At 72.5% G+C, this 22,399-nt stretch carries 23 protein-coding genes; 17 read left to right on the plus strand and 6 right to left on the minus strand.

The features are described 5' to 3' along the window. Positions 1-4 precede the first annotated feature (4 nt). On the minus strand, positions 5-868 hold the full coding sequence (locus J3P41_RS13205; RefSeq protein WP_210650747.1) for an MBL fold metallo-hydrolase: 864 nt from the start codon (positions 866-868) through the stop codon (positions 5-7). Positions 869-966: 98 nt separating this feature from the next. Between J3P41_RS13205 and hrcA the strand changes: the two genes are divergently transcribed. Genes hrcA through J3P41_RS13220 form a run of 3 tightly spaced genes read left to right on the plus strand, consistent with a single transcriptional unit; the run spans position 967 to position 3,906 of the window. Then, on the plus strand, positions 967-1,989 hold the full coding sequence (gene hrcA, locus J3P41_RS13210; RefSeq protein ID WP_210650748.1) for a heat-inducible transcriptional repressor HrcA: 1,023 nt from the start codon (positions 967-969) through the stop codon (positions 1,987-1,989). Continuing rightward, complete coding sequence (gene dnaJ, locus J3P41_RS13215) at positions 1,986-3,155, plus strand: molecular chaperone DnaJ (RefSeq protein WP_210650749.1); 1,170 nt, start codon at positions 1,986-1,988, stop codon at positions 3,153-3,155. Before hrcA ends, dnaJ begins: the two co-directional genes overlap by 4 nt. A gap of 10 nt (positions 3,156-3,165) precedes the next feature. Beyond that, a complete protein-coding gene (locus tag J3P41_RS13220) occupies positions 3,166-3,906 on the plus strand; it encodes a 16S rRNA (uracil(1498)-N(3))-methyltransferase (protein ID WP_210650750.1) in 741 nt (246 codons plus the stop codon). An 8-nt stretch (positions 3,907-3,914) separates the two neighbouring features. Here the strand turns inward: J3P41_RS13220 and J3P41_RS13225 are convergent, their stop codons facing one another. Further along, positions 3,915-4,880 (minus strand): Gmad2 immunoglobulin-like domain-containing protein, encoded by a 966-nt coding sequence (locus J3P41_RS13225; RefSeq protein WP_210650751.1) that lies wholly within the window; start codon positions 4,878-4,880, stop codon positions 3,915-3,917. A gap of 74 nt (positions 4,881-4,954) precedes the next feature. Between J3P41_RS13225 and J3P41_RS13230 the strand changes: the two genes are divergently transcribed. From J3P41_RS13230 to J3P41_RS13275, 10 genes are all read left to right on the plus strand, one after another. Beyond that, positions 4,955-5,308, plus strand: a complete 354-nt coding sequence (locus tag J3P41_RS13230; protein ID WP_210650752.1) for an HIT domain-containing protein — start codon at positions 4,955-4,957, stop codon at positions 5,306-5,308. Positions 5,309-5,411: 103 nt separating this feature from the next. After that, positions 5,412-6,479 carry a PhoH family protein gene (locus J3P41_RS13235; RefSeq protein ID WP_210650753.1) on the plus strand — a complete coding sequence of 356 codons (1,068 nt, stop codon included), beginning with the start codon at positions 5,412-5,414 and terminating at the stop codon, positions 6,477-6,479. Continuing rightward, on the plus strand, positions 6,476-6,937 hold the full coding sequence (gene ybeY, locus J3P41_RS13240; protein WP_210650754.1) for an rRNA maturation RNase YbeY: 462 nt from the start codon (positions 6,476-6,478) through the stop codon (positions 6,935-6,937). Before J3P41_RS13235 ends, ybeY begins: the two co-directional genes overlap by 4 nt. A 13-nt stretch (positions 6,938-6,950) precedes the next feature. Then, complete coding sequence (locus J3P41_RS13245; RefSeq protein ID WP_210650755.1) at positions 6,951-8,267, plus strand: hemolysin family protein; 1,317 nt, start codon at positions 6,951-6,953, stop codon at positions 8,265-8,267. A 48-nt stretch (positions 8,268-8,315) separates the two neighbouring features. Continuing rightward, positions 8,316-8,669 (plus strand): cytidine deaminase, encoded by a 354-nt coding sequence (locus tag J3P41_RS13250; protein ID WP_210650756.1) that lies wholly within the window; start codon positions 8,316-8,318, stop codon positions 8,667-8,669. 41 nt (positions 8,670-8,710) lie between these two features. After that, on the plus strand, positions 8,711-10,075 hold the full coding sequence (locus J3P41_RS13255; RefSeq protein ID WP_307861979.1) for an FAD-binding oxidoreductase: 1,365 nt from the start codon (positions 8,711-8,713) through the stop codon (positions 10,073-10,075). Continuing rightward, positions 10,072-11,367, plus strand: coding sequence for a class I SAM-dependent methyltransferase (locus tag J3P41_RS13260; protein ID WP_246861960.1), 1,296 nt, complete (start codon positions 10,072-10,074; stop codon positions 11,365-11,367). Before J3P41_RS13255 ends, J3P41_RS13260 begins: the two co-directional genes overlap by 4 nt. Positions 11,368-11,387: 20 nt before the next feature. After that, positions 11,388-12,164 carry a siderophore-interacting protein gene (locus J3P41_RS13265; protein WP_210650757.1) on the plus strand — a complete coding sequence of 259 codons (777 nt, stop codon included), beginning with the start codon at positions 11,388-11,390 and terminating at the stop codon, positions 12,162-12,164. Further along, positions 12,157-13,236, plus strand: coding sequence for a GTPase Era (era, locus tag J3P41_RS13270; protein WP_210650758.1), 1,080 nt, complete (start codon positions 12,157-12,159; stop codon positions 13,234-13,236). The genes J3P41_RS13265 and era overlap by 8 nt, the downstream gene beginning before the upstream one ends. After that, positions 13,237-13,779: a GNAT family N-acetyltransferase gene (locus J3P41_RS13275; RefSeq protein WP_210650759.1), complete on the plus strand. Its 543-nt coding sequence runs from the start codon at positions 13,237-13,239 to the stop codon at positions 13,777-13,779. Here the strand turns inward: J3P41_RS13275 and J3P41_RS13280 are convergent. Together J3P41_RS13280 and J3P41_RS13285 are read right to left on the minus strand one after the other, a co-directional pair. Next, positions 13,752-14,576: a septum formation family protein gene (locus J3P41_RS13280; protein WP_210650760.1), complete on the minus strand. Its 825-nt coding sequence runs from the start codon at positions 14,574-14,576 to the stop codon at positions 13,752-13,754. The two genes, J3P41_RS13275 and J3P41_RS13280, sit on opposite strands and share 28 nt — an antisense overlap. Continuing rightward, complete coding sequence (locus J3P41_RS13285) at positions 14,573-14,719, minus strand: hypothetical protein (RefSeq protein WP_210650761.1); 147 nt, start codon at positions 14,717-14,719, stop codon at positions 14,573-14,575. Before J3P41_RS13285 ends, J3P41_RS13280 begins: the two co-directional genes overlap by 4 nt. Positions 14,720-14,766: 47 nt before the next feature. On the opposite strand from J3P41_RS13285, the gene J3P41_RS13290 reads away from it, so the two are divergent. Then, positions 14,767-15,525, plus strand: coding sequence for a class I SAM-dependent methyltransferase (locus J3P41_RS13290; RefSeq protein ID WP_210650762.1), 759 nt, complete (start codon positions 14,767-14,769; stop codon positions 15,523-15,525). A gap of 173 nt (positions 15,526-15,698) precedes the next feature. Next, positions 15,699-17,450: a 2-isopropylmalate synthase gene (gene leuA / locus J3P41_RS13295; RefSeq protein ID WP_210650763.1), complete on the plus strand. Its 1,752-nt coding sequence runs from the start codon at positions 15,699-15,701 to the stop codon at positions 17,448-17,450. Here the strand turns inward: leuA and J3P41_RS18980 are convergent. After that, complete coding sequence (locus J3P41_RS18980; RefSeq protein WP_210650764.1) at positions 17,437-17,916, minus strand: GNAT family N-acetyltransferase; 480 nt, start codon at positions 17,914-17,916, stop codon at positions 17,437-17,439. The two genes, leuA and J3P41_RS18980, sit on opposite strands and share 14 nt — an antisense overlap. Positions 17,917-18,025: 109 nt before the next feature. On the opposite strand from J3P41_RS18980, the gene recO reads away from it, so the two are divergent. Then, positions 18,026-18,754: a DNA repair protein RecO gene (gene recO / locus J3P41_RS13305; RefSeq protein WP_210650765.1), complete on the plus strand. Its 729-nt coding sequence runs from the start codon at positions 18,026-18,028 to the stop codon at positions 18,752-18,754. 464 nt (positions 18,755-19,218) lie between these two features. Here recO and J3P41_RS18730 read toward each other — a convergent pair whose 3' ends face one another. Continuing rightward, on the minus strand, positions 19,219-20,628 hold the full coding sequence (locus J3P41_RS18730; protein WP_246861962.1) for an HNH endonuclease signature motif containing protein: 1,410 nt from the start codon (positions 20,626-20,628) through the stop codon (positions 19,219-19,221). Between the two features lie 961 nt (positions 20,629-21,589). On the opposite strand from J3P41_RS18730, the gene J3P41_RS13320 reads away from it, so the two are divergent. Continuing rightward, positions 21,590-22,378 carry an isoprenyl transferase gene (locus J3P41_RS13320; RefSeq protein ID WP_210650767.1) on the plus strand — a complete coding sequence of 263 codons (789 nt, stop codon included), beginning with the start codon at positions 21,590-21,592 and terminating at the stop codon, positions 22,376-22,378. Positions 22,379-22,399 lie beyond the last annotated feature (21 nt).

A 22,399-nucleotide genomic window follows, 5' to 3' on the forward strand; every position in this document is an offset into this window, starting at 1 on the left:
TCGGCTAGATCAAGGGCAGGCGCTTCTGGCTGCGGGGGAGGTGCTCGTAGCCGCGGCGGACCGCGCTGGAGAGGCGCTCGCGCTCCCACGGCCACTCGCCCTCGGCGAGCGCCTGGGACTCGGGGACGCCGCGGGCGGCCAGGTCGCGGATCGTCTCGGCGATGACGCCGAGCTCGACGCGCTGGTCCTGCACGAACTCCTTGTCCACCACGCGGCCGTGGCCCGGGACGACCACGGTCGCGTCGGTCATCAGGGTGAGGACGAGGTCGAGCGTTGCCGGCCACTCGAGCGGCCAGGAGTCGTCGCCGATGAACGGCGGGTCCGACTCCTCGATCAAGTCGCCGCCCAGGAGCACGTCGGCGTCCGGCACCCGGACGACGAGGTCGCCGGCCGTGTGCCCGCGCCCAGGGTGGATCAGCTCGACGGCTCGGTCGCCGAGGTCGAGCTGGACGGCGGAGGAGAACGTGTGCGTGGGCAGGTGCAGCGTGGTGGCCAGGACCTCCTCTCGGCGTGGGTCGTCGCTCGCCTGCTCGTACTCCTCGAAGGTGCGCTCGGCGGAGGCCCGCATGTGGTCGCGCGCCCACTCGGTGGCGTGGATCGGCAGCTCGCCGAACTGCTCGACGAGGGTCGCGTTGCCGAAGTGGTGGTCCCAGTGCTCGTGGGTGTTGACCAGGCCCGTGAGCGGTCCCGCGCCCAGTCGACGTACGTCGTCGGCGACGGTGCGCGCCGCGGCCGCCGAGCCGTGCGTGTCGACCATCAGCAGGCCCGTCGAGCCCCCGACGAGGGTGATGTTGACGTGCATCCAGTCGTATTGCGCCACCCAGACGCGTGGGGCGACCTCGGTGAACCGCGGGGTGTCGTCGGCCATGCCCGCGAGCGTACGGTCGCCTAGTAGAGTTGGCACTCAGGGCGAACGAGTGCCAGAACTGCGACAACCACCCGAGTGAGCCGGCGAGGAGGGCTGCGATGGTCGACGAGCGCAAGCTCGACGTGCTGCGCGCGATCGTGGAGGACTACGTCGCCACCGAGGAGCCGGTCGGCTCCAAGGCGCTGGTCGAGCGGCACGGACTCGGTGTCTCGCCGGCCACGGTCCGCAACGACATGGCGGTGCTGGAGGAGGAGGGCTACATCCACCAGCCCCACACCAGCGCCGGGCGCGTCCCCACCGACAAGGGCTATCGCCTCTTCGTCGACAAGCTCGCCACCCTCAAGCCGATGAGCGCCGCCGAGCGCCGCGCCATCGCCACCCTGCTCGACGGCGCCGTCGACCTCGACGACGTGGTCCGGCGCTCGGTGCGGCTGCTGAGCCAGCTCACCCGCCAGGTCGCGATCGTGCAGTACCCGGCGCTGTCACGGTCGACGGTGCGTCACGTCGAGCTCGTCGCGCTGACCCCGACGCGCGTGATGGTCATCTTGATCCTCAGCACCGGCGGGGTCGAGCAGCGCCTCGTCGAGCTGGACGGCCCGATCGCCGACGGCGATCTCGCCGAGCTGCGGGCCGCGCTCAACCAGGCCAGCGCCGGGGTGCAGATCGCCGCGGCCGCCAAGGCCTTGGGCGAGCTCGCCGACAAGGTGCGCCCCGAGCAGGTCGACACCACGAAGGCCGTGGTGAGCGTGCTGACCGAGGCCATGTCGGACCACCGCAGCGACGAGCGCGTGGCCGTCAGCGGCACCGCCAACCTGGCCCGTTACGGCGACTTCGACACGGCCGTCCGCCCGCTGCTGGAGGCGCTGGAGGAGCACGTCGTGCTGCTCAAGCTGCTGGGGGAGTCGGGCGTCGACGCCCTCACCGTCCGCATCGGGCACGAGGGCCCCTACTCCGAGCTCGCGGCCACCAGCGTCGTGGCCACCGGCTACGGGCCGCAGGAGCTGCACCTCGGCTCCCTCGGCGTGGTCGGACCGACCCGCATGGACTACCCCGGATCCATGGCAGCCGTGCGCGCGGTCGCGCGCTACGTCTCCCGCATCCTCGATGAAGGAAACCAGTGACCCAGGACCCCTACGAGATCCTCGGCGTCTCTCGCGACGCCAGTGCCGACGAGATCAAGAAGGCCTACCGCAAGCTCGCCCGGCAGCTGCACCCCGACGTCAATCCCGACCCGGAGACGCAGGAGCGCTTCAAGGACGTCTCGCGCGCCTACGAGGTGCTGAGCGACCCCGGCAAGCGGGCGGCGTACGACCGTGGCGGCGACGCGTTCAGCCAAGGCTTCGGCGGCGCGGGCCAGGGCTTCTCCTTCACCGACATCATGGACGCCTTCTTCGGCGGCGGGGCGCCGGGCGGCGCCGCCAACCGCGGCCCGCGCTCGCGAGCGCGACGCGGCCAGGACGCCCTGATCCGCCTCGACGTGGAGCTGGCCGAGGCCGCCTTCGGCGTCACCCGCGACCTCAAGGTGGACACCGCGCTGCGATGCGAGGCCTGCGACGGCCAGGGGACCGCGCCCGGCACGTCGCCGACCACCTGCGAGACCTGCCACGGGCAGGGTGAGGTGGCCGTCGTGCAGCGGTCGTTCCTCGGAGAGATCCGCACGCTCCGCCCCTGCGCGGCGTGCCGCGGCTACGGGTCGATCATCCCCGACCCGTGCCGGGAGTGCTCCGGCGAGGGACGTGTCCGCTCCCGCCGGACGCTGACGGTGAAGATCCCGGCCGGCGTGGACCACGGCACCCGCGTGCAGCTCGCCGGCCAGGGCGAGGTCGGTCCCGGCGGCGGTCCCGCCGGCGACCTCTACGTCGAGATCCACGTTGAGCCGCACAAGACCTTCACCCGCCACGGCAACGACCTGCACACCACGATCTCGCTGCCGATGACCGCCGCCGCACTGGGCACCCACCTCACCCTGCCGCTGCTCGAGGCCGACCTGCCGGCAGCGTCCGAGGCCGGGTCGGAGACCCAGACGACCTTCGAGCTCGAGGTACGTCCCGGGACCCAGTCCGGCAGCGAGCAGGTAATCCGCGGCTTCGGCGTGCCCAGCCTGCGCGGCGGCCGCGGCGACCTCGTCGTGAGCATCTCCGTGGACACCCCGACCCGGCTCGACGCGCGCCAGGAGGCGCTGCTGCGCGAGCTCGCGGCGCTGCGCGGCGAGGAGACGCCCGACGGGCAGGTGGAGGCGCCGCACAAGTCGATGTTCGGCCGGCTGCGCGACGCCTTCCAGGGCTGAGCCCGGGCCGATGTCCCTCCCCGTCCACCTCGTCGAGTCGCTGGCTGGCGTCGCCGTCGGCTCTCTGGTGGAGGTGACCGGCGACGAGGCGCACCACGCCGTCGCCGTACGCCGCCTCCGCGAGGGCGAGCAGGTCGTGCTGACCGACGGAGCGGGGTCCTCGGCCACCGGGACGGTCACGGCGACGGGCAAGCGGGTCTTCACCGTCACGATCGGATCGCTGTCGACCCAGGACCGCCCCCAGCCCGCGATCACCGTCGTGCAGGCCCTGCCCAAGGGCGAGCGCGGCGAGCTCGCCGTCGAGGTGCTCACCGAGGTCGGCGTGGACCGAATCGTCCCCTGGGCCGCGTCGCGCTCGGTCGCGGTGTGGAAGGGCGAGCGCGCGGCGAAGTCGCACGCCAGGTGGCAGGCCACGGCCCGCGAGGCCGCCAAGCAGTCGCGCCGGTCCTGGCTACCCACGGTCGCGCCCCTCGCCACGACCGCCGACCTCGCCGACGTCGTCGCCGACGCGGACCTCGCCGTGGTGCTGCACGAGGACGCGAGCGACCCGCTCAGCTCGGTCGACGTGCCGGCGTCCGGACGCATCGTCGTCGTCGTCGGTCCCGAGGGCGGCATCGCCCCCGACGAGCTGGCCGCGCTGACCGGGGCGGGCGCGCAAGCCGTACGCCTCGGCGCGGAGGTGCTGCGCACGTCCACCGCCGGTGTCGTCGCCGTCGCGGCGCTCCTGGCGCGCACCAGCCGCTGGAGCTGACGCGACGCCTACCTGACGGTGATCGTCTTCGTGTCCACGGCCGGCCCGGGCCCCTCCGTGCCCCCCGACGGGTCGTCGGTCTCGCAGCGCAGCGTCACCTCGCCGGTGATGCCGGTCAGCGGGAGCTCGGCCTCGAACGGGTAGAGCCGGTCGCCCATCCAGGCCTCCGCCTGGTAGCCCCCGGCCGCCAGCTCCTCCTCGCCCCGGAGGATCCAGCAGGGGCCGGACGCCTCGAACGAGTTCGAGACGCCGGTGACCTCGAGAGTCCTGCCCGTGACGGTGTCGCCCTCGGCCGGGGAGGTGATGCTGACGAGGTTGAGCGTGCGCAGCGCGCTGGCGTTGCTGACCTCTCTGCCGGTGGGCAGTCCCAGCAGTGGGAGGTCGCCCTCGCGCCGCACCACCACCGGAGCGCGCTCCTGCGCTACCCCCTGCAGCGTGTAGACCAGCTGCTGGAGGGCGAGCCGGGCCTCGCGCCTCGACATGCCGTCGGGGCGGGAGGTGAAGCCGTCGCCGGGGACCTGCACGAGCAGGACCCCGCCGGTGGCGGTGACCGAGGAGATCTCGACCTGAGGCCACAGCGTGCGGTAGTCGGGGTCGTCGGGCTGGCCCCCGCCCGCGACGAGCCTCGCGGCCTCGGTCAGCGGGTCGCCCGACACCCGGTGGAACTCCCGGAACAGCGTCGTCCGGCCGCCGGGTCCGTCGCCGGCGAAGTAGGCCGGGACGGTGGTGCCGCCGGCGGTGCGCTGGGACTCTGTGGGCATGCCCGGGTCGGGGGACTCTGCGCTGGTGGGCGCCTGGGTGGGCGTCCCGGACGTCGTCTCGGAGGGATCGGACGCGGTGGGCTCGCTCGTCCGGTCGGAGGCCGGGGCCGGCTCGTTCCCGTCGCTGCACGCGGCGAGCGTCAGTCCGGCGGCCACGACGACGGCCGTCGTGCCCACCCAGCGGCGTACGTGTGGGGCGGCGCGCAGGCTCATGCCCCGCACGCTAGCGGCACGCCCGCCCCGCTCGATCCGTCCCACGCCGCGGGCGCAGACCCTAGGCTGGGACGATGAGCGGAAGCGTTCCCGACTGCATCTTCTGCAAGATCGTCGCCGGCGACATCCCGGCCGAGGTGCTCGCGCGCAACGACCATGCCGTCGCGTTCCGCGACGTCAACCCGCAGGCTCCGTTCCACGCGCTGGTCGTGCCGGTCGACCACCAGCCGGACGCGGCGGCCTCCGCCGCGGCGGACCCGGCCGTCCTCGGGCACATGGTGACGCTGGCCGACGAGGTCGCCAACGCCTCCGGCAACGAGGACTACCGCCTCGTCGCCAACACCGGCGCCGGCGCCGGCCAGAGCGTCTTCCACACCCACCTGCACGTGCTCGGTGCCACCACGAGCATGACCGAGACGCTCGTCTGAGATCCGCCCCGCTCGCGCTGTCCGCGTGCGGGTGTGCCGCAGTACGCCTGCTCGGTAGCATGGAGGTCCACCACCGACCCGGAAGGGCGCCCGCACGGGCATCATGACTGACACCGACCACGCGAGTACCCAGCAGGAGCGACCGACGCACACCGTGGTCGTCCCCAACAGCATCGACATGGTCTCGGTCCTGGGGCCGGGCGACGAGCACCTCCGGCTGATCGAGCGGGCCTTCGACGCCGACGTCCACGTGCGCGGCAACCGGATCACCCTGGCCGGTGACTCCGCCGAGGTCGCGACCGCCGAGCGCCTGCTCGATGAGGTGGTGACCCTCGTCCGCACCGGGCAGGGTGTCACCGGCGAGACGGTCGAGCGGATCATCCAGATGCTGCGCACCGAGACGCAGGAGCGGCCGGCCGACGTGCTGAGCCTCAACATCCTGTCCAACCGCGGGCGCACGATCCGGCCCAAGACGCTGAACCAGAAGCGCTACGTCGAGTCCATCGACAAGAGCACGATCACGTTCGGGATCGGCCCCGCCGGCACCGGCAAGACCTACCTCGCGATGGCGAAGGCCGTGCAGGCGCTGCAGGCCAAGGAGGTCAACCGGATCATCCTGAGCCGGCCCGCCGTCGAGGCGGGGGAGCGGCTCGGGTTCCTGCCCGGCACGCTGAGCGAGAAGATCGACCCCTACCTGCGCCCGCTCTACGACGCGCTGCACGACATGGTCGACCCCGAGACCATCCCCAAGCTGCTGGCCGCCGGCACGATCGAGGTCGCCCCCCTGGCGTTCCTGCGCGGCCGGTCGCTCAACGACTCCTTCATCATCCTCGACGAGGCGCAGAACACGACGCCCGAGCAGATGAAGATGTTCCTGACCCGCCTCGGGTTCGGCTCGCGGATCGTCGTCACCGGCGACACCAGCCAGGTCGACCTGCCGTCCGGCACGCAGTCGGGGCTCCGAGTCGTCGAGGGGATCCTCGACGGCGTCGAGGACATCACCTTCTGCCGCCTCACCGGCACCGACGTCGTACGCCACCGGTTGGTGGGGCGCATCGTCGAGGCCTACGAGGTGTTCGACGCCGACCGCCAGGCGCACGGGCCGACCGGCCCGGCCAAGACGGGCCCCAAGACCGGCCCGAGCAAGACCGGCCCGAGGACGCCGCGGTGAGCATCGAGGTCCTCAACGAGTCGGGTCTCGAGGTCGACGTACGCCGTCTGTCGCGGCTCGCACGCTTCGTGATGGACCGGATGCGCGTCCACCCGCAGGCGGAGCTGTGCATCAAGGCCGTCGACGAGGACACCATCGCCGGCCTCAACGAGCAGTGGATGGAGAAGGAGGGGCCGACCGACGTCCTCGCCTTCCCGATGGACGAGCTGCGCCCCGGCAAGGTCAACGAGGAGCCCGAGGAGGGCGTGCTGGGCGACCTGGTGCTGGCCCCGGCGGTCGCCGAGCGCCAGGGCAAGGAGGCCGGCCACGGCCGTGAGGCGGAGATCGACCTGCTCACCGTCCACGGCATCCTGCACCTGCTCGGCTACGACCACGCCGAGCCCGACGAGCACGCGGTGATGTTCGGGCTCCAGGCGGAGCTGCTCGAGCAGTGGCGCTCGACCCCGAGCCCCGGCTGACGGTCCGCTTCCGATGACCGCTGACATCTGGCAGCTCGGCTCGGCCGCCCTGCTGGTGGTGCTGGCCGGGCTCTTCTCCGCCGCCGACGCGGCGCTGGGCAGCTTCTCGCGCGCCCGCGCCGAGGAGCTGAAGGCAGAGGGACGGGCCGGCGCCGCCCGGCTCGTGCGCCTGCTCGACGACCCCGCGCGCTACCTCAACACGGCGCTGCTGCTGCGGCTGCTGTGCGAGATCAGCGCCATCGTGCTCGTCAGCATCTGGGCTCGCGACGCCTACCACGACTCCCTGGTGCCGAGCGTGCTGACGACGATCGGCGTGATGCTGGTCGTCTCGTTCGTGGCGATCGGGGTCGCGCCCCGCACCCTCGGCCGCCAGCACGACGCCACGGTCGCGCTGCTCTCGGCCGGTCCGCTGTCCCTGGTCACCACGATCCTCGGGCCCATCCCGGCGCTGCTCATCATGCTGGGCAACGCGATCACGCCGGGCAGGGGCTTCAGTGAGGGCCCGTTCTCCACCGAGACCGAGCTGCGCGAGCTCGTCGACCTCGCCGAGGCGTCGGCGGTCATCGAGTCCGGCGAGCGCCGGATGATCCACTCGGTGTTCGAGCTCGGCGACACCATCACCCGCGAGGTGATGGTGCCGCGCCCGGACGTCGTCTACATCGAGCGCCACAAGAACCTGCGCCAGACGCTCTCGCTGTTCCTGCGCAGCGGCTACTCCCGCATCCCGGTGATCGGCGAGAACCTCGACGACATCGTCGGGATGGCCTACCTCAAGGACCTCGTACGCCGCGACTTCGAGGCGCCCGACGTGGAGTTCACCCAGCGCGTCGACGAGGTGATGCGCCCGGTCCACTACGTGCCCGACTCCAAGCCGGTCGACGCGCTCCTCACCGAGCTGCAGGCTCGCCGCCAGCACATCGCGGTCGTCGTCGACGAGTACGGCGGCACCGCCGGCCTGATCACGATCGAGGACGTGCTGGAGGAGATCGTCGGCGAGATCACCGACGAGTACGACGCCGAGGAGGTCGAGGTCGAGCACGTCGACGGTGGCGCCATCCGCGTCTCGTCGCGCTACCCGGTCGACGACCTCGACGAGCTGGTCGGCTTCGCGGTTGAGGACGACGACGTGGACAGCGTCGGCGGCCTGATGGCCAAGCACCTCGGCAAGGTCCCGATCCCCGGCTCGGTGGTGGAGTGCCATGGACTGCGGCTCGAGGCCGAGCGCGCCACCGGTCGGCGCAACAAGATCGAGACGGTGCTGATCACGGTGCTCTCCCACGGGGCCGGGGACGCCGCCGACGCCGCGGCAGTGGGCTCCGCCGGCCGCTGAGCGACGCCGCGCGTCCGGGCGCGACCGCCGCGACCTAGGCTGCTGCCCATGACCGACCTCCTTGCCGAGCTGGGCGCCGAGGACACCAAGCTGGTGACGCTGGCCCGCGCCACCCGCACCCGAGCCCGCGCCCGGGAGGGCGCCGCGGTGCGCGACCTCGACGGGCGCACCTACGCGGCCGCCAGCGTCGACCTGCCGAGCCTGCGCCTCTCCGGCCTCGAGGTCTGTGTCGCGATGGCACTCTCCTCCGGCTCGACCGGCCTCGAGGCGGCCGTGGTGCTCACCGACGGCGACTCCGTGGACGTCCGCGCGGCCGGCGAGTTCGCCGGACCCGGCGTTCCGGTGCTGGTGGGCGACGCGGCCGGCCGGCTCCACACGCGATCGGCCACCGCCGCGGACTAACCCCTCGCGGGGCGGCGCGCCCCTTCGCTAGCGTGCCCCTCGTGCGGAGTCCAGTGGGATGGGAGCAGCACTCGGCCGGGGTGGCGAGGCTGCGGGAGTCGTACGCCGCCGTGCCGCCGGACTCGCCGGTGCGGCTGGCCAAGCGCACCAGCAACCTGTTCCGCGGACGCGCCGCGAGCGACGCCGGGCTGGACGTCTCGGGACTGACCGGGGTCATCGAGGTCGACGGGGACGTGGCCGAGGTGCAGGGCATGTGCACCTACGAGCACCTGGTCGAGGCCACGCTCGCCCACGACTGCATCCCGCTGGTCGTGCCCCAGCTGCGCACCATCACGCTGGGTGGTGCCGTGAGCGGACTCGGCATCGAGGCGACCAGCTTCCGCAACGGGCTGCCGCACGAGTCGGTCCTCGAGATGGACGTGCTGACCGGTTCGGGCGAGGTGGTGAACACCGCCCCGGGTGACCCTCTCTTCGACGCGTTCCCCAACTCCTACGGCTCGCTCGGCTACGCCACGCGGCTGCGCATCGAGCTGGAGCCGGTGCCGGCGTACGTCGCGCTGCGGCACGTCCGCTTCGACGACGCGACGTCCTTGGCCGAGGCCGTCGAGCGCATCGTCGAGGAGCGGCAGTGGGCGGGGGAGCGGGTCGACGGGCTCGACGGCGTGGCGTTCGCTCCCGGCGAGCTCTACCTGAGCCTCGCGCGCTGGACCGACGAGCCGGGCCCGACGAGCGACTACACCGGCCAGCAGGTCTACTACCGCTCCCTCCAGCAGCGCTCGAGCGACCGGCTCACCGTCCACGACTACCTGTGGCGGTGGGACACGGACTGGTTCTGGTGCTCGCGCGCGTTCGGTGCCCAGCACCCGCTCGTCCGGCGCCTGTGGCCGCGCCGGCTGCGCCGCTCGGACGTCTACTGGCGCCTCGTCGCCCTCGACCGGCGCCTCGGCATCGGCGACCGGCTCGACCGGCGCGCCGGCCGGCCCCAGGGTGAGCGGGTCGTGCAGGACGTCGAGGTGCCGGTGGATCGGCTCGCGGAGTTCCTCGACTGGTTCGACCGGGAGGTGGGCATGCGGCCGGTCTGGCTGTGCCCGCTGCGGGTGCGCCGCGAGGGAGCCGACCGGCCGTGGCCCGGCTATCCCCTCAGCGCTGGGACGACGTACGTCAACGTGGGCTTCTGGGGCGTCGTCAACGTCGGGCCCGACGCGCCCACCTCGCCGCGCAACCGCGCCATCGAGGCGAAGGTCTCCGAGCTCGGGGGGCACAAGAGCCTCTACTCCGAGGCGTTCTACGAGCGCGAGGAGTTCGACCGCCTCTACGGCGGAGCACAGCTGGCGCGGGTCAAGGCGCTGCACGACCCCGACGACCGATTGACCTCTCTCTACGACAAGGTGGTGGGACGACGATGAGCCAGGGCCCGATCTGGAGGCCGACAGCAGCGATGACCATCGGCGAGGCGATGGAGCGGTTGGTGCGGGGCGGGCTGCCACTGCGATTCACCGCCTACGACGGCAGCAGCGCCGGCCCGCCCGACTCCCGCATCGGGATGCACCTGGCCACCGAGCGCGGTCTGGCCTACCTGGCCACCGCGCCGGGCGACCTCGGACTCGCCCGCGCGTACGTCAGTGGCGACCTGCAGCTGTCCGGGGTGCACCCGGGCGATCCCTACGACGCTCTGGTGCTGCTCAAGGACCACACGAAGTTCCGGGTGCCGACGCCGTCGGAGGCGCTCCGCCTTGTCCGCAGCCTCGGGATCGCGCACCTGCGTCCACCCCCGCCGCCGCCCCAGGAGCACCTGCCCCGCTGGCGTCGCGCGGTCGAGGGGCTGCGGCACTCCATGACGCGCGACGCCGAGGTGGTGGCCCACCACTACGACGTCTCGAACCGCTTCTACGAGATGGTGCTGGGGCCGTCGATGGCCTACACCTGCGCGCTCTACGAGTCGCCGGCGGCGACCCTGGAGCAGGCACAGGCGGCGAAGTTCGACCTCGTCTGTCGCAAGCTCGCGCTGCGTCCCGGCCAGCGACTGCTCGACGTCGGCTGCGGCTGGGGCACGATGGTCCGCCACGCGGCCCGCGAGTACGGCGTGCGGGCGCTGGGGGTCACGCTCTCCCTGGAGCAGGCGCAGTGGGCCAAGGAGGCGATCGACCGCGAGGGCCTCGGCGACCTCGCCGAGGTGCGCCACCTCGACTACCGCGACGTGGTCGAGACGGGCTTCGACGCGGTCAGCTCGATCGGGCTCACCGAGCACATCGGCGTACGCAACTACCCGTCGTACTTCGCCCACCTGCGCGAGCGGCTCAAGCCGGGCGGACGGCTGCTCAACCACTCGATCACCCGGCGCCACAACACCCGCCAGGAGACCGGCGCGTTCATCGACCGCTACGTCTTCCCCGACGGCGAGCTGATCGGCTCCGGCACGATCATCGCCGCGGCGCAGGACCAGGACCTCGAGGTGCAGCACTCGGAGAACCTGCGCCTGCACTACGCCTCGACGCTGCGGGACTGGAACCGCAACCTCGTCGAGCACTGGGACGAGTGCGTGGCCGAGGTGGGCGAGGGCACGGCACGCGTGTGGGGCCTCTACATCGCCGGTTCGCGGGTCGGGTTCGAGCGCGACGAGGTGGAGCTGCACCAGGTCCTGGCGACGCGCAACCACGACGACGGCAGGTCCGAGTTCCCGATGCGTCCCGACTGGTGAGCCACCGGTAACCTCCTCCGGTGAGCACCCGGGCAGCGCAGTTCCAGGCGACCGTACGTCGCCGCGAGCCGCTGTCGGACCACCTGGTGCGCCTCGTCCTCGGCGGCCTCGACGGGTTCGAGAGCACCGGCGTGCCCGACGAGTGGGTGGGCCTCGTGGTCCCCGGCCAGTTCCAGAGTCGCTACTACACTGTCCGCTCCTTCGACCGCGACGAGCTGACCCTCGACGTCGTCGTCCACGACGTCGGGCTGGTCACGGAGTGGGCCATGCGCGACTGCCTCGGCGACATCGTGACCATCACCGAGCCCAAGGCGTCGTTCTCGCCCCCGCCGGACGCCCGGTGGCTCCTGCTCGTCGGCGACCTGACGGCCATGCCGGCCATGGCGCGGATCGTCGAGGCCCGCCCGGACCTGCCGACGCGCGTCATCGCGGAGGTGCCCGACGACCTGGCGGGCTACCTGCCCGGCACCACGGAGGTCACCTGGTTGACGCCGCCGGCGCCGGGGCAGAGCGCGCTCGCCAGCGTCGTCGAGGGCATCGAGTGGCCGGAGGGTGAGGGCTACTTCTGGATGGCCGGCGAGTCGGCGCAGATGCGTGCCATCCGCAAGCACCTGATGCGCGAGGTCGGCCTGCCGGCCAGCCACTACGACGTGATGGGCTACTGGCGTGCCACCGCCGGGCGCCAGCCGCGCAAGGTCGACCCCGGTCCCATCTGGCGCGCGGGCAAGGCGGCAGGGAAGAGTGACGAGCAGATCTGGGCGGAGTACGACGCGGCGCGGGAGGCAGACCATGACTGACGAGCACGAGCAGCACGAGCCTGCGGACGACGACGACCTCGACGACGACCTCGACGACGACCTCGACGACGACCTCGACGACGACCTGGACGACGACGCGGATGACGAGTTCGACCTGTCCGGCGTCGCGCCTGCCGGCGCCTTCTACGCGGCGCCGGAGGGCTTCCGCAGCGGCTTCGCCTCGTTCGTCGGTCGGCCCAACGCCGGCAAGTCCACGCTGACCAACGCGCTGGTCGGGTCCAAGATCGTGATCACCTCGTCCAAGCCGCAGACGACCCGCAACGTGGTGCGCGGCATCGTGCACCGCGACGACGCCCAGCTGATCCTCGTCGACACTCCCGGCCTGCACCGGCCCCGCACGCTCCTCGGCGAGCGGCTCAACGACCTGGTCCGCACGACGTGGGCGGAGGTCGACGTCGTCGCGGTGTGCTTCCCCGCCAACGAGAAGATCGGCCCGGGCGACCGGTTCCTGGTCACCGAGCTGGCCAAGGTGCGCCGCACGACCCGCGTGGCGGTGGCCACCAAGACCGACCTGGTCAGCCCCGAGCAGCTGGCCAGCCACCTGATGGACATCGCCGCGCTGGGCGAGGAGACCGCGACCGAGTGGGCGGAGATCGTGCCGGTCTCCGCTGTGGCCGGCGACCAGGTGGACCTGCTCGCCGACCTGCTCGTCGGACTGATGCCCGAGGGGCCGCCGCTCTACCCCGACGGCGACCTCACCGACGCGCCGGAGGAGGCACTGGCCGCCGACCTGATCCGCGAGGCCGCACTGGAGGGCGTACGCGACGAGCTGCCGCACTCCATCGCCGTCGTCGTCGAGGAGATGGGGCTGCGCGAGGGACGACCCGAGGACAAGCCGCTGCTCGACATCGTGGCCAACCTCTACGTCGAGCGGGACTCGCAGAAGGGCATCATGATCGGCCACAAGGGCTCGCGGCTGCGCGCGGTCGGCACCGCCGCGCGCCGACAGATCGAGGCCTTGCTCGGCACCCCCGTCTACCTCGACCTCCAGGTCAAGATCGCCAAGGACTGGCAGCGCGACCCTCGCCAGCTGCGCAAGCTCGGGTTCTGAATGCTGCCCGGGCTCGACCTCGTCACCGCCGTCACCGAGGACGACACGCGGGAGCTGTGGCCGGTCTACGACGCCGTCTTCGCGGACGTGCCGGACCTCGACAGCTGGCGGGAGGGGGTGTGGGACCGGCACGTCGGCCGAGCTGGCTTCCGGCTGGCGCGGGCCCGGCTCGACGGGCGCCTGGTCGGCTTCGCCTACGGCTACACGGGACAGCCCGGGCAGTGGTGGACCGACTCCGTCGCGGACGGCTGGCCCGAGGCGTTGGCCGCGCAGTGGCTGGGCGGTCACTTCGAGCTGGTCTCCATTGGTGTGCTGGCCGAGACGCGGGGGCGCGGCTTGGGCGGGCGCCTGCTCGACACGGTCACCCACGGGCTCCCGCACGAGCGCTGGCTGCTGATGACCACGGCGGACGAGTCGGACCCGGCGCGCCGGCTGTACGCCTCGAGGCACTGGGCCGTGCTGGGTCCCGGTCTGGACGTAGACCAGGTCGTCCTCGGCCGTCGCAGGCCGGACGCTCAGGCGGGGACCCAGCAGATCCCGTAGCGCTGGCCGGCCGCCCACTGCTCGCGCGTCGGGCTCTCCTCCGCCCACGTGAACTCGAGCGGATCGTCCGCCTGGGCGCGTGCGGTGTCCCGGCACGGCGACTCCATCCGGGCCGCGATCGCCGGCTGGGCGGGCAGGCGCCTGCCGGGGATGTCGACGGACGTCGCTGCGCGCCAGGAGTGCCGCGACCCGCAGGTGACCCGCCGGAACGACGGCGTGCCGGGTGCCGCCGTCGCGCACATCGCGATCGCCGGCGTCGCGCCCCAGCCCCTCGTCCGTCCCGGCAGCCGCAGCAGCGTCCTCGGCGCCGCGACCACCACGACGTCGCACCGGAACCAGTCGGCGCCCGCGTCGGCACGCGCCGGGCTGGGGGTGAACCAGACCGGCCGAGCCATGCTCAGCCGCAGCTCGCGCGGCGTCAGGCCGAGGTGGCGGGGCAGTCGCGCCGTGCACGCCGACCGGGCCTGGCGCTGCGCGGCGCGCGAGTCGGCGCGCCGGGTGTGCCCGGACTCGGTCTCCAGGTCGAGGCGGCCGACGTAGTAGGTCTGCGCCGTGTGTGGGCGCCGGCACGGCACCGCCGCCGTCCTGCCCACCAGCGCCACCGCCTGTCGGAAGGTGAGGTCGTGGCACTGGCCCGACCTCGGCCTCGGGCCGGGATCCGGCGGCGCGGTCCCAGTCGGGCTCGGGCTGGCGGAGGTCGGCCGGTCCTCGCGCGGCTCGGCGGACGGCGACGTGCAGGCCGTCGCCACGACCAGCAGCACGAGCGCCGTCGCCAGGGCGCGGAAGGCGCGGGTCATCCCAGCACCAGCGCCGCGAGCGTCCCGCCCAGCTCGTACGGCCTGCCGACCTCGAGCAAGACGGAGTCGACGTGCTTGACCGCCCCGGTCAGTGCCGCGACCGACGGGGTCGGCGAGTGGTGGACGATCAGCAGCCGGGGCACGGTGCCGAGGCTACTCACCGGGCATGGCCCGGCGTAGCGTCTGTGCCGTGACGTTCGAGGTGAGCGGTGAGGCCTACGACCGCTTCATGGGCAGGTACTCCCGACCGCTCGCCGCCCGCCTCGCGCAGTGGCTCGAGGTGGCCGACGGCCAGCGCGCGCTGGACGTCGGCTGCGGGCCGGGCGCGCTCACCGAGCAGCTCGTGCGTCGCCTCGGCGCAGAGCGAGTGTCGGCCGTCGACCCGTCCGAGACGTTCGTGGCTGCCTGCCGGCAGCGGTGCCCCGGGGTCGAGGTACACCGAGGCGGCGCGGAGTCGCTGCCGTACGCGGACGACACCTTCGACGTGGCCGCGGCCTGCCTGGTCGTGCACTTCATGACCGACCCCGTCGCGGGCGTGGCCGAGATGGCACGCGTGACGCGTCGCGGCGGGTGGGTCGGCGCCACGGTGTGGGACCTCGCGGGCTCCCGGGCGCCGATGTGGCCGCTGTGGGCGGCCGTCGCGGAGGTCGAGCCCGAGCACGGGGGCGAGCGCGACTTCGCGGGCGGCTCCGAGGACGACCTGGTCGCCATCCTCCGCGCGGCTGGGCTGCGACACGTGGAGTCGACGGCGATCGAGGTCACGGTCAGGCACCCGAGCTTCGAGGAGTGGTGGGAGCCCTACCTCCACGGCGTCGGGCCGGCCGGCGACGCGATCGCGGAGCTCGGCCCGGACGGTCGCCGGCGGCTTGAGGAGGTCCTGCGCCGGCGGCTCGGCGACGGACCGATCGAGCTCACCGCGGTGGCGTACGCCGCGCGGGGGCGGGCCTGAGCCGTCTCACGACGCGGGAGGCCTGCGGCAGCGCCGTACCGGTGCGGCTACGCTGGTCCGGTCATGATGCGCATCCTCCTCCTTGGTTGCCGCAGCGAGGCCTGACACCGGCCCCCTCGTTGCGGAGTGTGGCGCGCGCCGGTCGCCCGACCATCCCGACCGACGAGGACCTCATGACCCACCTGAGCAACACCGCCAACCGCCAGGCGACGAGCCCGATGCCGTTCGCCCGCTACACGCCGTTCGTGCCCGTCGACGTACCCGACCGCACGTGGCCGACGAAGAGGGTCGACAAGGCGCCCCGCTGGCTGTCCACGGACCTGCGTGACGGCAACCAGGCGCTGATCGACCCGATGACGCCGGCCCGCAAGCTGACGATGTTCGAGCTGCTGGTCGCGATGGGCTACAAGGAGATCGAGGTCGGCTTCCCCAGCGCGAGCCAGACCGACTTCGACTTCGTCCGCAAGCTCGTCGAGGAGGACCGGATCCCCGACGACGTGCAGATCTCGGTCCTCACGCAGGCGCGCGAGGACCTCATCGAGCGCACGATCGACTCCCTGGTCGGGGCGCCGCGCGCGACGGTCCACCTCTACAACGCCACGGCGCCGCTGTTCCAGCGCGTCGTCTTCAACGTGACACCCGACGAGTGCCGCAACATCGCGGTCCGCGGCACCGAGATGGTCCTCAAGTACGCCGAGGAGCGCCTCGGCGGCATGGTCGGCAGCGAGGACTTCGGCTACCAGTACAGCCCCGAGATCTTCACCCAGTCCGACACCGACTTCGCCCTCAGCGTCTGCGAGGCGGTCTCCGACGTGTGGCAGCCCGAGGCGGGTCGCGAGATCATCCTCAACCTGCCCGCGACCGTGGAGATGTCCACGCCCAACACCTACGCCGACCAGATCGAGTACTTCGGGCGCGGGCTGACCCGCCGCGAGCACTCCGCGATCAGCCTCCACCCCCACAACGACCGCGGCACCGCGGTCGCCGCGACGGAGCTGGGACTGATGGCCGGCGCCGACCGCGTCGAGGGCTGCCTGTTCGGCCACGGCGAGCGCACCGGCAACGTCGACCTGGTGACGCTGGGCATGAACCTGTTCAGCCAGGGCATCGACCCGCAGATCGACTTCGCCCTCGGGGGTGCCGGGATCGACGAGATCCGCCGCACCGTCGAGTACTGCACCAACCTGCCGGTCCACCCGCGCCACCCCTACGCGGGCGACCTCGTCTACACCGCGTTCTCCGGCTCTCACCAGGACGCCATCAAGAAGGGTCTCGAGGACCTCGACAAGAAGGCCACGGCGCTCGGCGTCGACGTCGGCGAGCTGCCGTGGGAGGCGCCGTACCTCCCCATCGACCCCAAGGACGTCGGCCGCACCTACGAGGCGGTCATCCGCGTCAACAGCCAGTCCGGCAAGGGCGGCGTGGCCTACGTCCTGAAGGCCGAGCACAAGCTCGACCTGCCCCGCCGCGCGCAGATCGAGTTCAGCCGCGTCGTCCAGCAGCACACCGACACCCAGGGCGGGGAGATCACGCCGGAGGAGATCTGGCGCGTGTTCCGCGAGGAGTACCTCGACCGCGAGACGCCTCTCCGACTCGACACGGTCCACACCTCCAGCGCCGCGGGGGAGAAGGACCAGCTCACCGTCGGGGTGTACGTCGACGGTGAGCGTCGCGAGCTGACAGGGCAGGGCAACGGCCCGATCGCGGCGTTCGTCGAGGCGATCTCCGAGATCGGCCACGACGTCCGCGTCCTCGACTACGCCGAGCACGCTCTCTCGGCCGGCGGCGACGCCATGGCCGCAGCGTACGTCGAGTGCGCGGTGTCCTCGGAGCGGGGCGACAAGGTGCTGTGGGGCGTCGGCGTCGACGCCAACATCGTCACCGCCTCCCTCAAGGCAGTGATCAGCGCGGTCAACCGCGCGTGAGCGCCATCTCCTCGACCTGCAGCGGCGAGCCCTCGCGCAGGGGCCGGCGCACGCCGGTCGGGACGAACCCGCAGGAGACGTAGAGCGCCCGGGCGCCGTCGTTGCCCTCCGTCACGTGGAGGTACGGCGTGCGCCCGGCCGCCGTCGCCCAGTCCACCAGCGCCTCCAGGAACCGCCGCCCGACGCCTCGTCCCCGGACGGCGGGGTCGGTCCACATGCCCCAGATCCAAGCCACGTCCGGGTCGTCGGCCAGGAGGACGCCGCCCATCCCGGCAGGGTGGCCGTCCACCATGGCGAGGAAGGTCGCGTGCGGCCCGCTGAGGCGGTCGCGCCACTCCTGCTCGGGCAGCGCCTGAGCGCTGGGGAGGTTCGTGCCGAACGCCTCCGGGCTGTCCGCGAGGGCGCGCAGCCGTACGTCGCGCACCAGTGCCCAGTCCTCCGGTCCTGCCTCCACGATCTCGATCACGGCGCCAGGGTGCCACCTCGCAGTCCCGGCGGCGACCGGATTCCGGGGCGTGCCGGAAACACGGAGCACGCACCGGCGCCCATGCGATCGGATGAGGGACAATGGCCGGGTGCCCCTCTACCGCGACGAGGCGGTCGTGCTGCGCACCCACAAGCTGGGCGAGGCCGACCGCATCATCACCCTGCTGACGCGTCAGCACGGGCGGGTGCGGGCGGTCGCCAAGGGGGTGCGGCGTACGACGTCGCGCTGGGGCTCGCGCCTGGAGCCGTTCACGCACGTCGACCTGCAGCTGGCGGAGGGACGCAGCCTCGACGTGATCACTCAGGCCGAGACGCTCGACCCGTTCCACTCGCGCCTCGGGCTCGACTACGACCGCTACACCGCCGGCACGGTGATGCTCGAGACGGCGGAGCGTCTGGTGACCGAGGACAAGGAGCCGGCCGTCCAGCAGTTCCTGCTGCTGGTCGGCGGCCTGCGGGCGATGGCCGGCGGCGAGCACCCGCCCGGCCAGGTCCTCGACTCCTACCTGCTGCGGTCGCTGTCGGTCGCGGGCTACGCCCCGTCGTTCGACCACTGCGTGCAGTGCGGGCTCGAAGGTCCGCACCGGTTCTTCAACCCCTCGGCCGGCGGCGTGCTGTGCTCCTCGGACCGACTGCCCGGATCGGCGACTCCCGCGCCGGAGACAGTGACGGTCTTGGGGGCGCTGCTCGTCGGCGACTGGCCGGTCGTGCACGCCGCCGACCCGCGGCACCTGCGCGAGGCGAGCGGACTGGTGTCGGCCTACCTCGCCTGGCACCTCGAGCGCGGCCTGCGCTCGATGGCGTACGTCGAGCGCTGAGGCTGCGGGGTCGGTCTCGGTCGTGCGGGTGCGCGCGGCCGCTCTCCAGGCGCGAGTCCGCGCACCGCCGGAGCCTGGTGCTGCGGAACTCGCCGTGGGGGGCTCTCGAAGCTCGCACGGCGGCTGCAGACCCCTAGAGTCTGCTCATGTTCGACATCGGCGCATTGGAACTCTTGGTCCTCGCAGCCCTGCTGGCAGCGGTGGCGTGGCTGCTCATGCGTCGCCGGGACCGGTGATCCGGATCCGATGCGATCTGGGGATGCACCTACCTGACAGGACGCTCTGCGAATGAGGTGATTGATCGACCACCGCGGTCACGAGTCGCCGGCGCACTGGCCCGGCGAGGCATCCGGCTTCCTCCAGGCCCTCGGGGAGTGAGGTTGGGGCCCTCACATCTGCCCGGCCAGGACGCCCGGGCATGCCAGTGACCCCACCGACTCGGCTCGGCGGGGTGCGGGGCGGGGTCATCGTCGGCGCGGCCGCGGAATGCCGGGCGGGCTCGCTGGGTCGATCGGGGTGGTGCCGGTGCGGTCGCGCCGGTAGCGGTGTCCGTGGGGGCTGGTCCACTTGAACGTGCCGGATCCGGTGACGGCGTAGCGCCAGGGGGAGTGTGTCTTGAGCCGGTGGTGCCTGCGGCAGAGGGCGGCGAGGTTGGACGTGGTGGTGGGCCCGGGTTGTGGGCGGCCTTCCGCGTCGGCGTCGGGGTCGTGGGGGATGACGTGGTCGATGTCGCAGGCGCGGGCGGGTCGGGAGCAGTAGGGGAAGACGCAGGTGGCGTCGCGGAGGGCGACCTGCTCGCGGATCCGGTCGGGGATGTCGTAGCCCGGTGAGGTGAGCTCGGCGTTGAGGTCGATGACGGGCTTGATGGTGACCTTGGTGCGCGTGTCGGCGCACCACGCCTTGACCTGGTCGAGCAGGACGAGCCGCTGGCCTTCCTCGAGCCGGCCGGTGGGCCTGAACACCGTCTGTTCACCGACCGTGGTGGCGTCGAAGTGGGCGTGCAGCACGACCTCACGCGCCACGGGGAGCCCGTCCGAGCTTTGCTTGGCGAGGTGACCTTGGGTGTGGAGGTCGAGTGCGGTCTGGGTGCGGGCGAGGTCGCCGAGGGCCTTGGCGCGGCGCGCGTCCAACGGGGCGGGGGAGCCGAGGGCGGCGAGCGTCGCAGCGCCGTGGGCGAGCGCGCGGTCGAGGTCGAGGGCGTCGGCGAGGTCGAGCTCGGCCTCGAGGCGCATGGTCCCGGCGTAGTGCACGTCCTGCGTGTCGATGGTGACGTGACGTGGATCCATGGAGAGGTAGCCGTCCTCGGGGTCGGCGGCCGGGTCCGGGGGCGCGAGGTCGTGCCGCTTGATGGTCTCGGCGACGAGCCGGTCCAGCTGCGCGGGACCGATGCGCCCGGCCACGGCAGCGACCTGGCTGTCGACCCAGCCCGCCGCCTCGCGGGTCAGCGCAGGGGTGGCGTGGATCGTGACCTCGGCGACCGACCGGGCCCGCCACGCCGGCACGGCACCTGACTGGACCTGCGCCCACAGCCGCGGCAGCCGGTGGCGCAGCTCGAGCGCGTCCCCGATGAGCCGCTTCGCCGCGGTCGTCGAGATGCCGAGCACGGCGCCGAGCTCCGCGACACAGAACTCCGCCACCAACGGCGCACCCTCGCCGGCGATCGGCTCCTCGTGCTCACACCCCGGCACGGTGAACGACGCAGCTGCGTGGATCGACTCCGGCGGGTGCAGGTCGGCCCACCGGGCAGCGAGGTCGAGCTGGTCGGCTGCCGCGCGGTCCTCTGCGGCCTTCCTCTCCTTGATCGCAGCCAGCAGCGCGGAGGCGGAGAGGTCCTCGGCCTCTGCGCCTCGCGGTCCTGCCAGTGCCTCGATCATGCGTTCGATTATATTGCTGGGCACCGACACCGGCCCATACCGCGAGATGAGCCCGTTGTTGCAGCGAGGCTCTGGTCGAGGGCCTGTCCGGGAGTCTGCCATTCGAGGGTCTCGCGGGGCCGCGTGTTGAGCTGCAAGGCGACGTGTCGCACGCGGCCATCGTGAGGCGGCGGCGATTCGGGATCGCAGAAGGTAGGTCGTGATCCTCTTGGCGTCGCCGGTCTGAGGTTGCGGCGTTGGCGTTGGCGCTGGTCTGGACGAACAGCGACTGGTAGATCGTTCTCGTGCGACACCCGCACCCTTCGATCGCGTGGGAACGACACCGGCGGCATCGCCGCGATCTGTCCCAGCGATCACTCGGATCGCAACAGCTGCCATACCTGCTCCCGCAACGGCGCATGGTCCAGGCGTCGGGCTTGGGGCGGCGTGTCTTGAGCGCGGCCTCGCGCTGTGACCACGTCGCGCCGTACTCACTCGCTACCTACGCCCCGACCACGTGCCGTACGAGCACGTGGCGTTCGAGTCCCGAACGACCCAGCCCGACGCAGCTGCTCCGTCGAGATCGTCGACGGATGCTTGCCCACCAACGCCGCGATCGTGGATTGCGGCAACCCGGCCAATGAGGCCCGCTCGATCACCAACCGCCGATCTGCGGTCAACCTCACGCCCGGCATGCCCCGCAACCTCCCACGCACGATCGAGCTGCAGCAACGAGCTGAGTTCGCCTGGCGAGCCGCACCGATCGCCACCACGGACATCGCCCCTGGGGAGGCTGGCTGGAGGCTCGGAAGGACCAACAGGTCGGGTGTCGAGCGCCAGGGGCCCCGGCGTCGCGGTGCGGCGGTGAGGCGACGTACGTCGACATCCTGCAGCCCGTGCTGGCGCAGCGGGCTGGGGCGACCGGGACGGGTCGCTGCGCGTCCGCGTCCAACCCCCAAGGCCGGAGATCTAGGCTGCACCCGTGAAGCGCGCCGTCCGACCGCCGACCCCGCACCCCAGCGGGGCGACCCCGCCGCCGGTGCCGCGGGACCTCGTGCCCGAGCACGTCGCCATCGTCATGGACGGCAACGGTCGCTGGGCCAAGCAGCGCGGGCTGCCGCGCACGAAGGGCCACGAGCAGGGGGAGCACACGCTCTTCGACGTCGTCGAGGGCGCCATCGAGATCGGCGTGAAGGCGATCTCCGCCTACGCGTTCTCGACCGAGAACTGGTCGCGCTCGCCCGACGAGGTGCGCTTCCTGATGGGGTTCAACCGCGACGTCATCCGCAGGCGGCGCGACGAGATGCACGAGCTGGGCGTACGCGTGCGCTGGGCGGGACGCGCGCCGCGGCTGTGGCGCTCGGTCATCAAAGAGCTCCGCGTCGCCGAGGAGATGACTCGCGACAACGACGTGCTCACGCTGACCATGTGCGTCAACTACGGCGGGCGCGCCGAGCTCGCGGACGCCGCCCGGTCGATCGGGCGCGAGGTCGCCGCCGGCCGGCTGGACCCCGACCGGATCGACGAGCGCACGTTCGCCCGGCACCTCTACGTCCCCGAGCTGCCCGACGCCGACCTGGTGTGGCGCACGTCGGGGGAGCAGCGGCTCTCCAACTTCATGCTGTGGCAGGCCGCCTACAGCGAGATGGTGTTCACCGACGTGCTCTGGCCCGACGTCGACCGGCGCCACCTGTGGGCCGCCATCGAGACGTACGCCGGCCGCGACCGGCGCTACGGCGGCGCGCTGCCCAACGGCCCCGCGCCCGCCTGACCGGCATGCCGGCCGGCGCGC

It is taken from the genome of Nocardioides sp. SYSU D00065 (genome assembly GCF_017916425.1).
In the GTDB taxonomy this organism is placed as follows: domain Bacteria; phylum Actinomycetota; class Actinomycetes; order Propionibacteriales; family Nocardioidaceae; genus Nocardioides.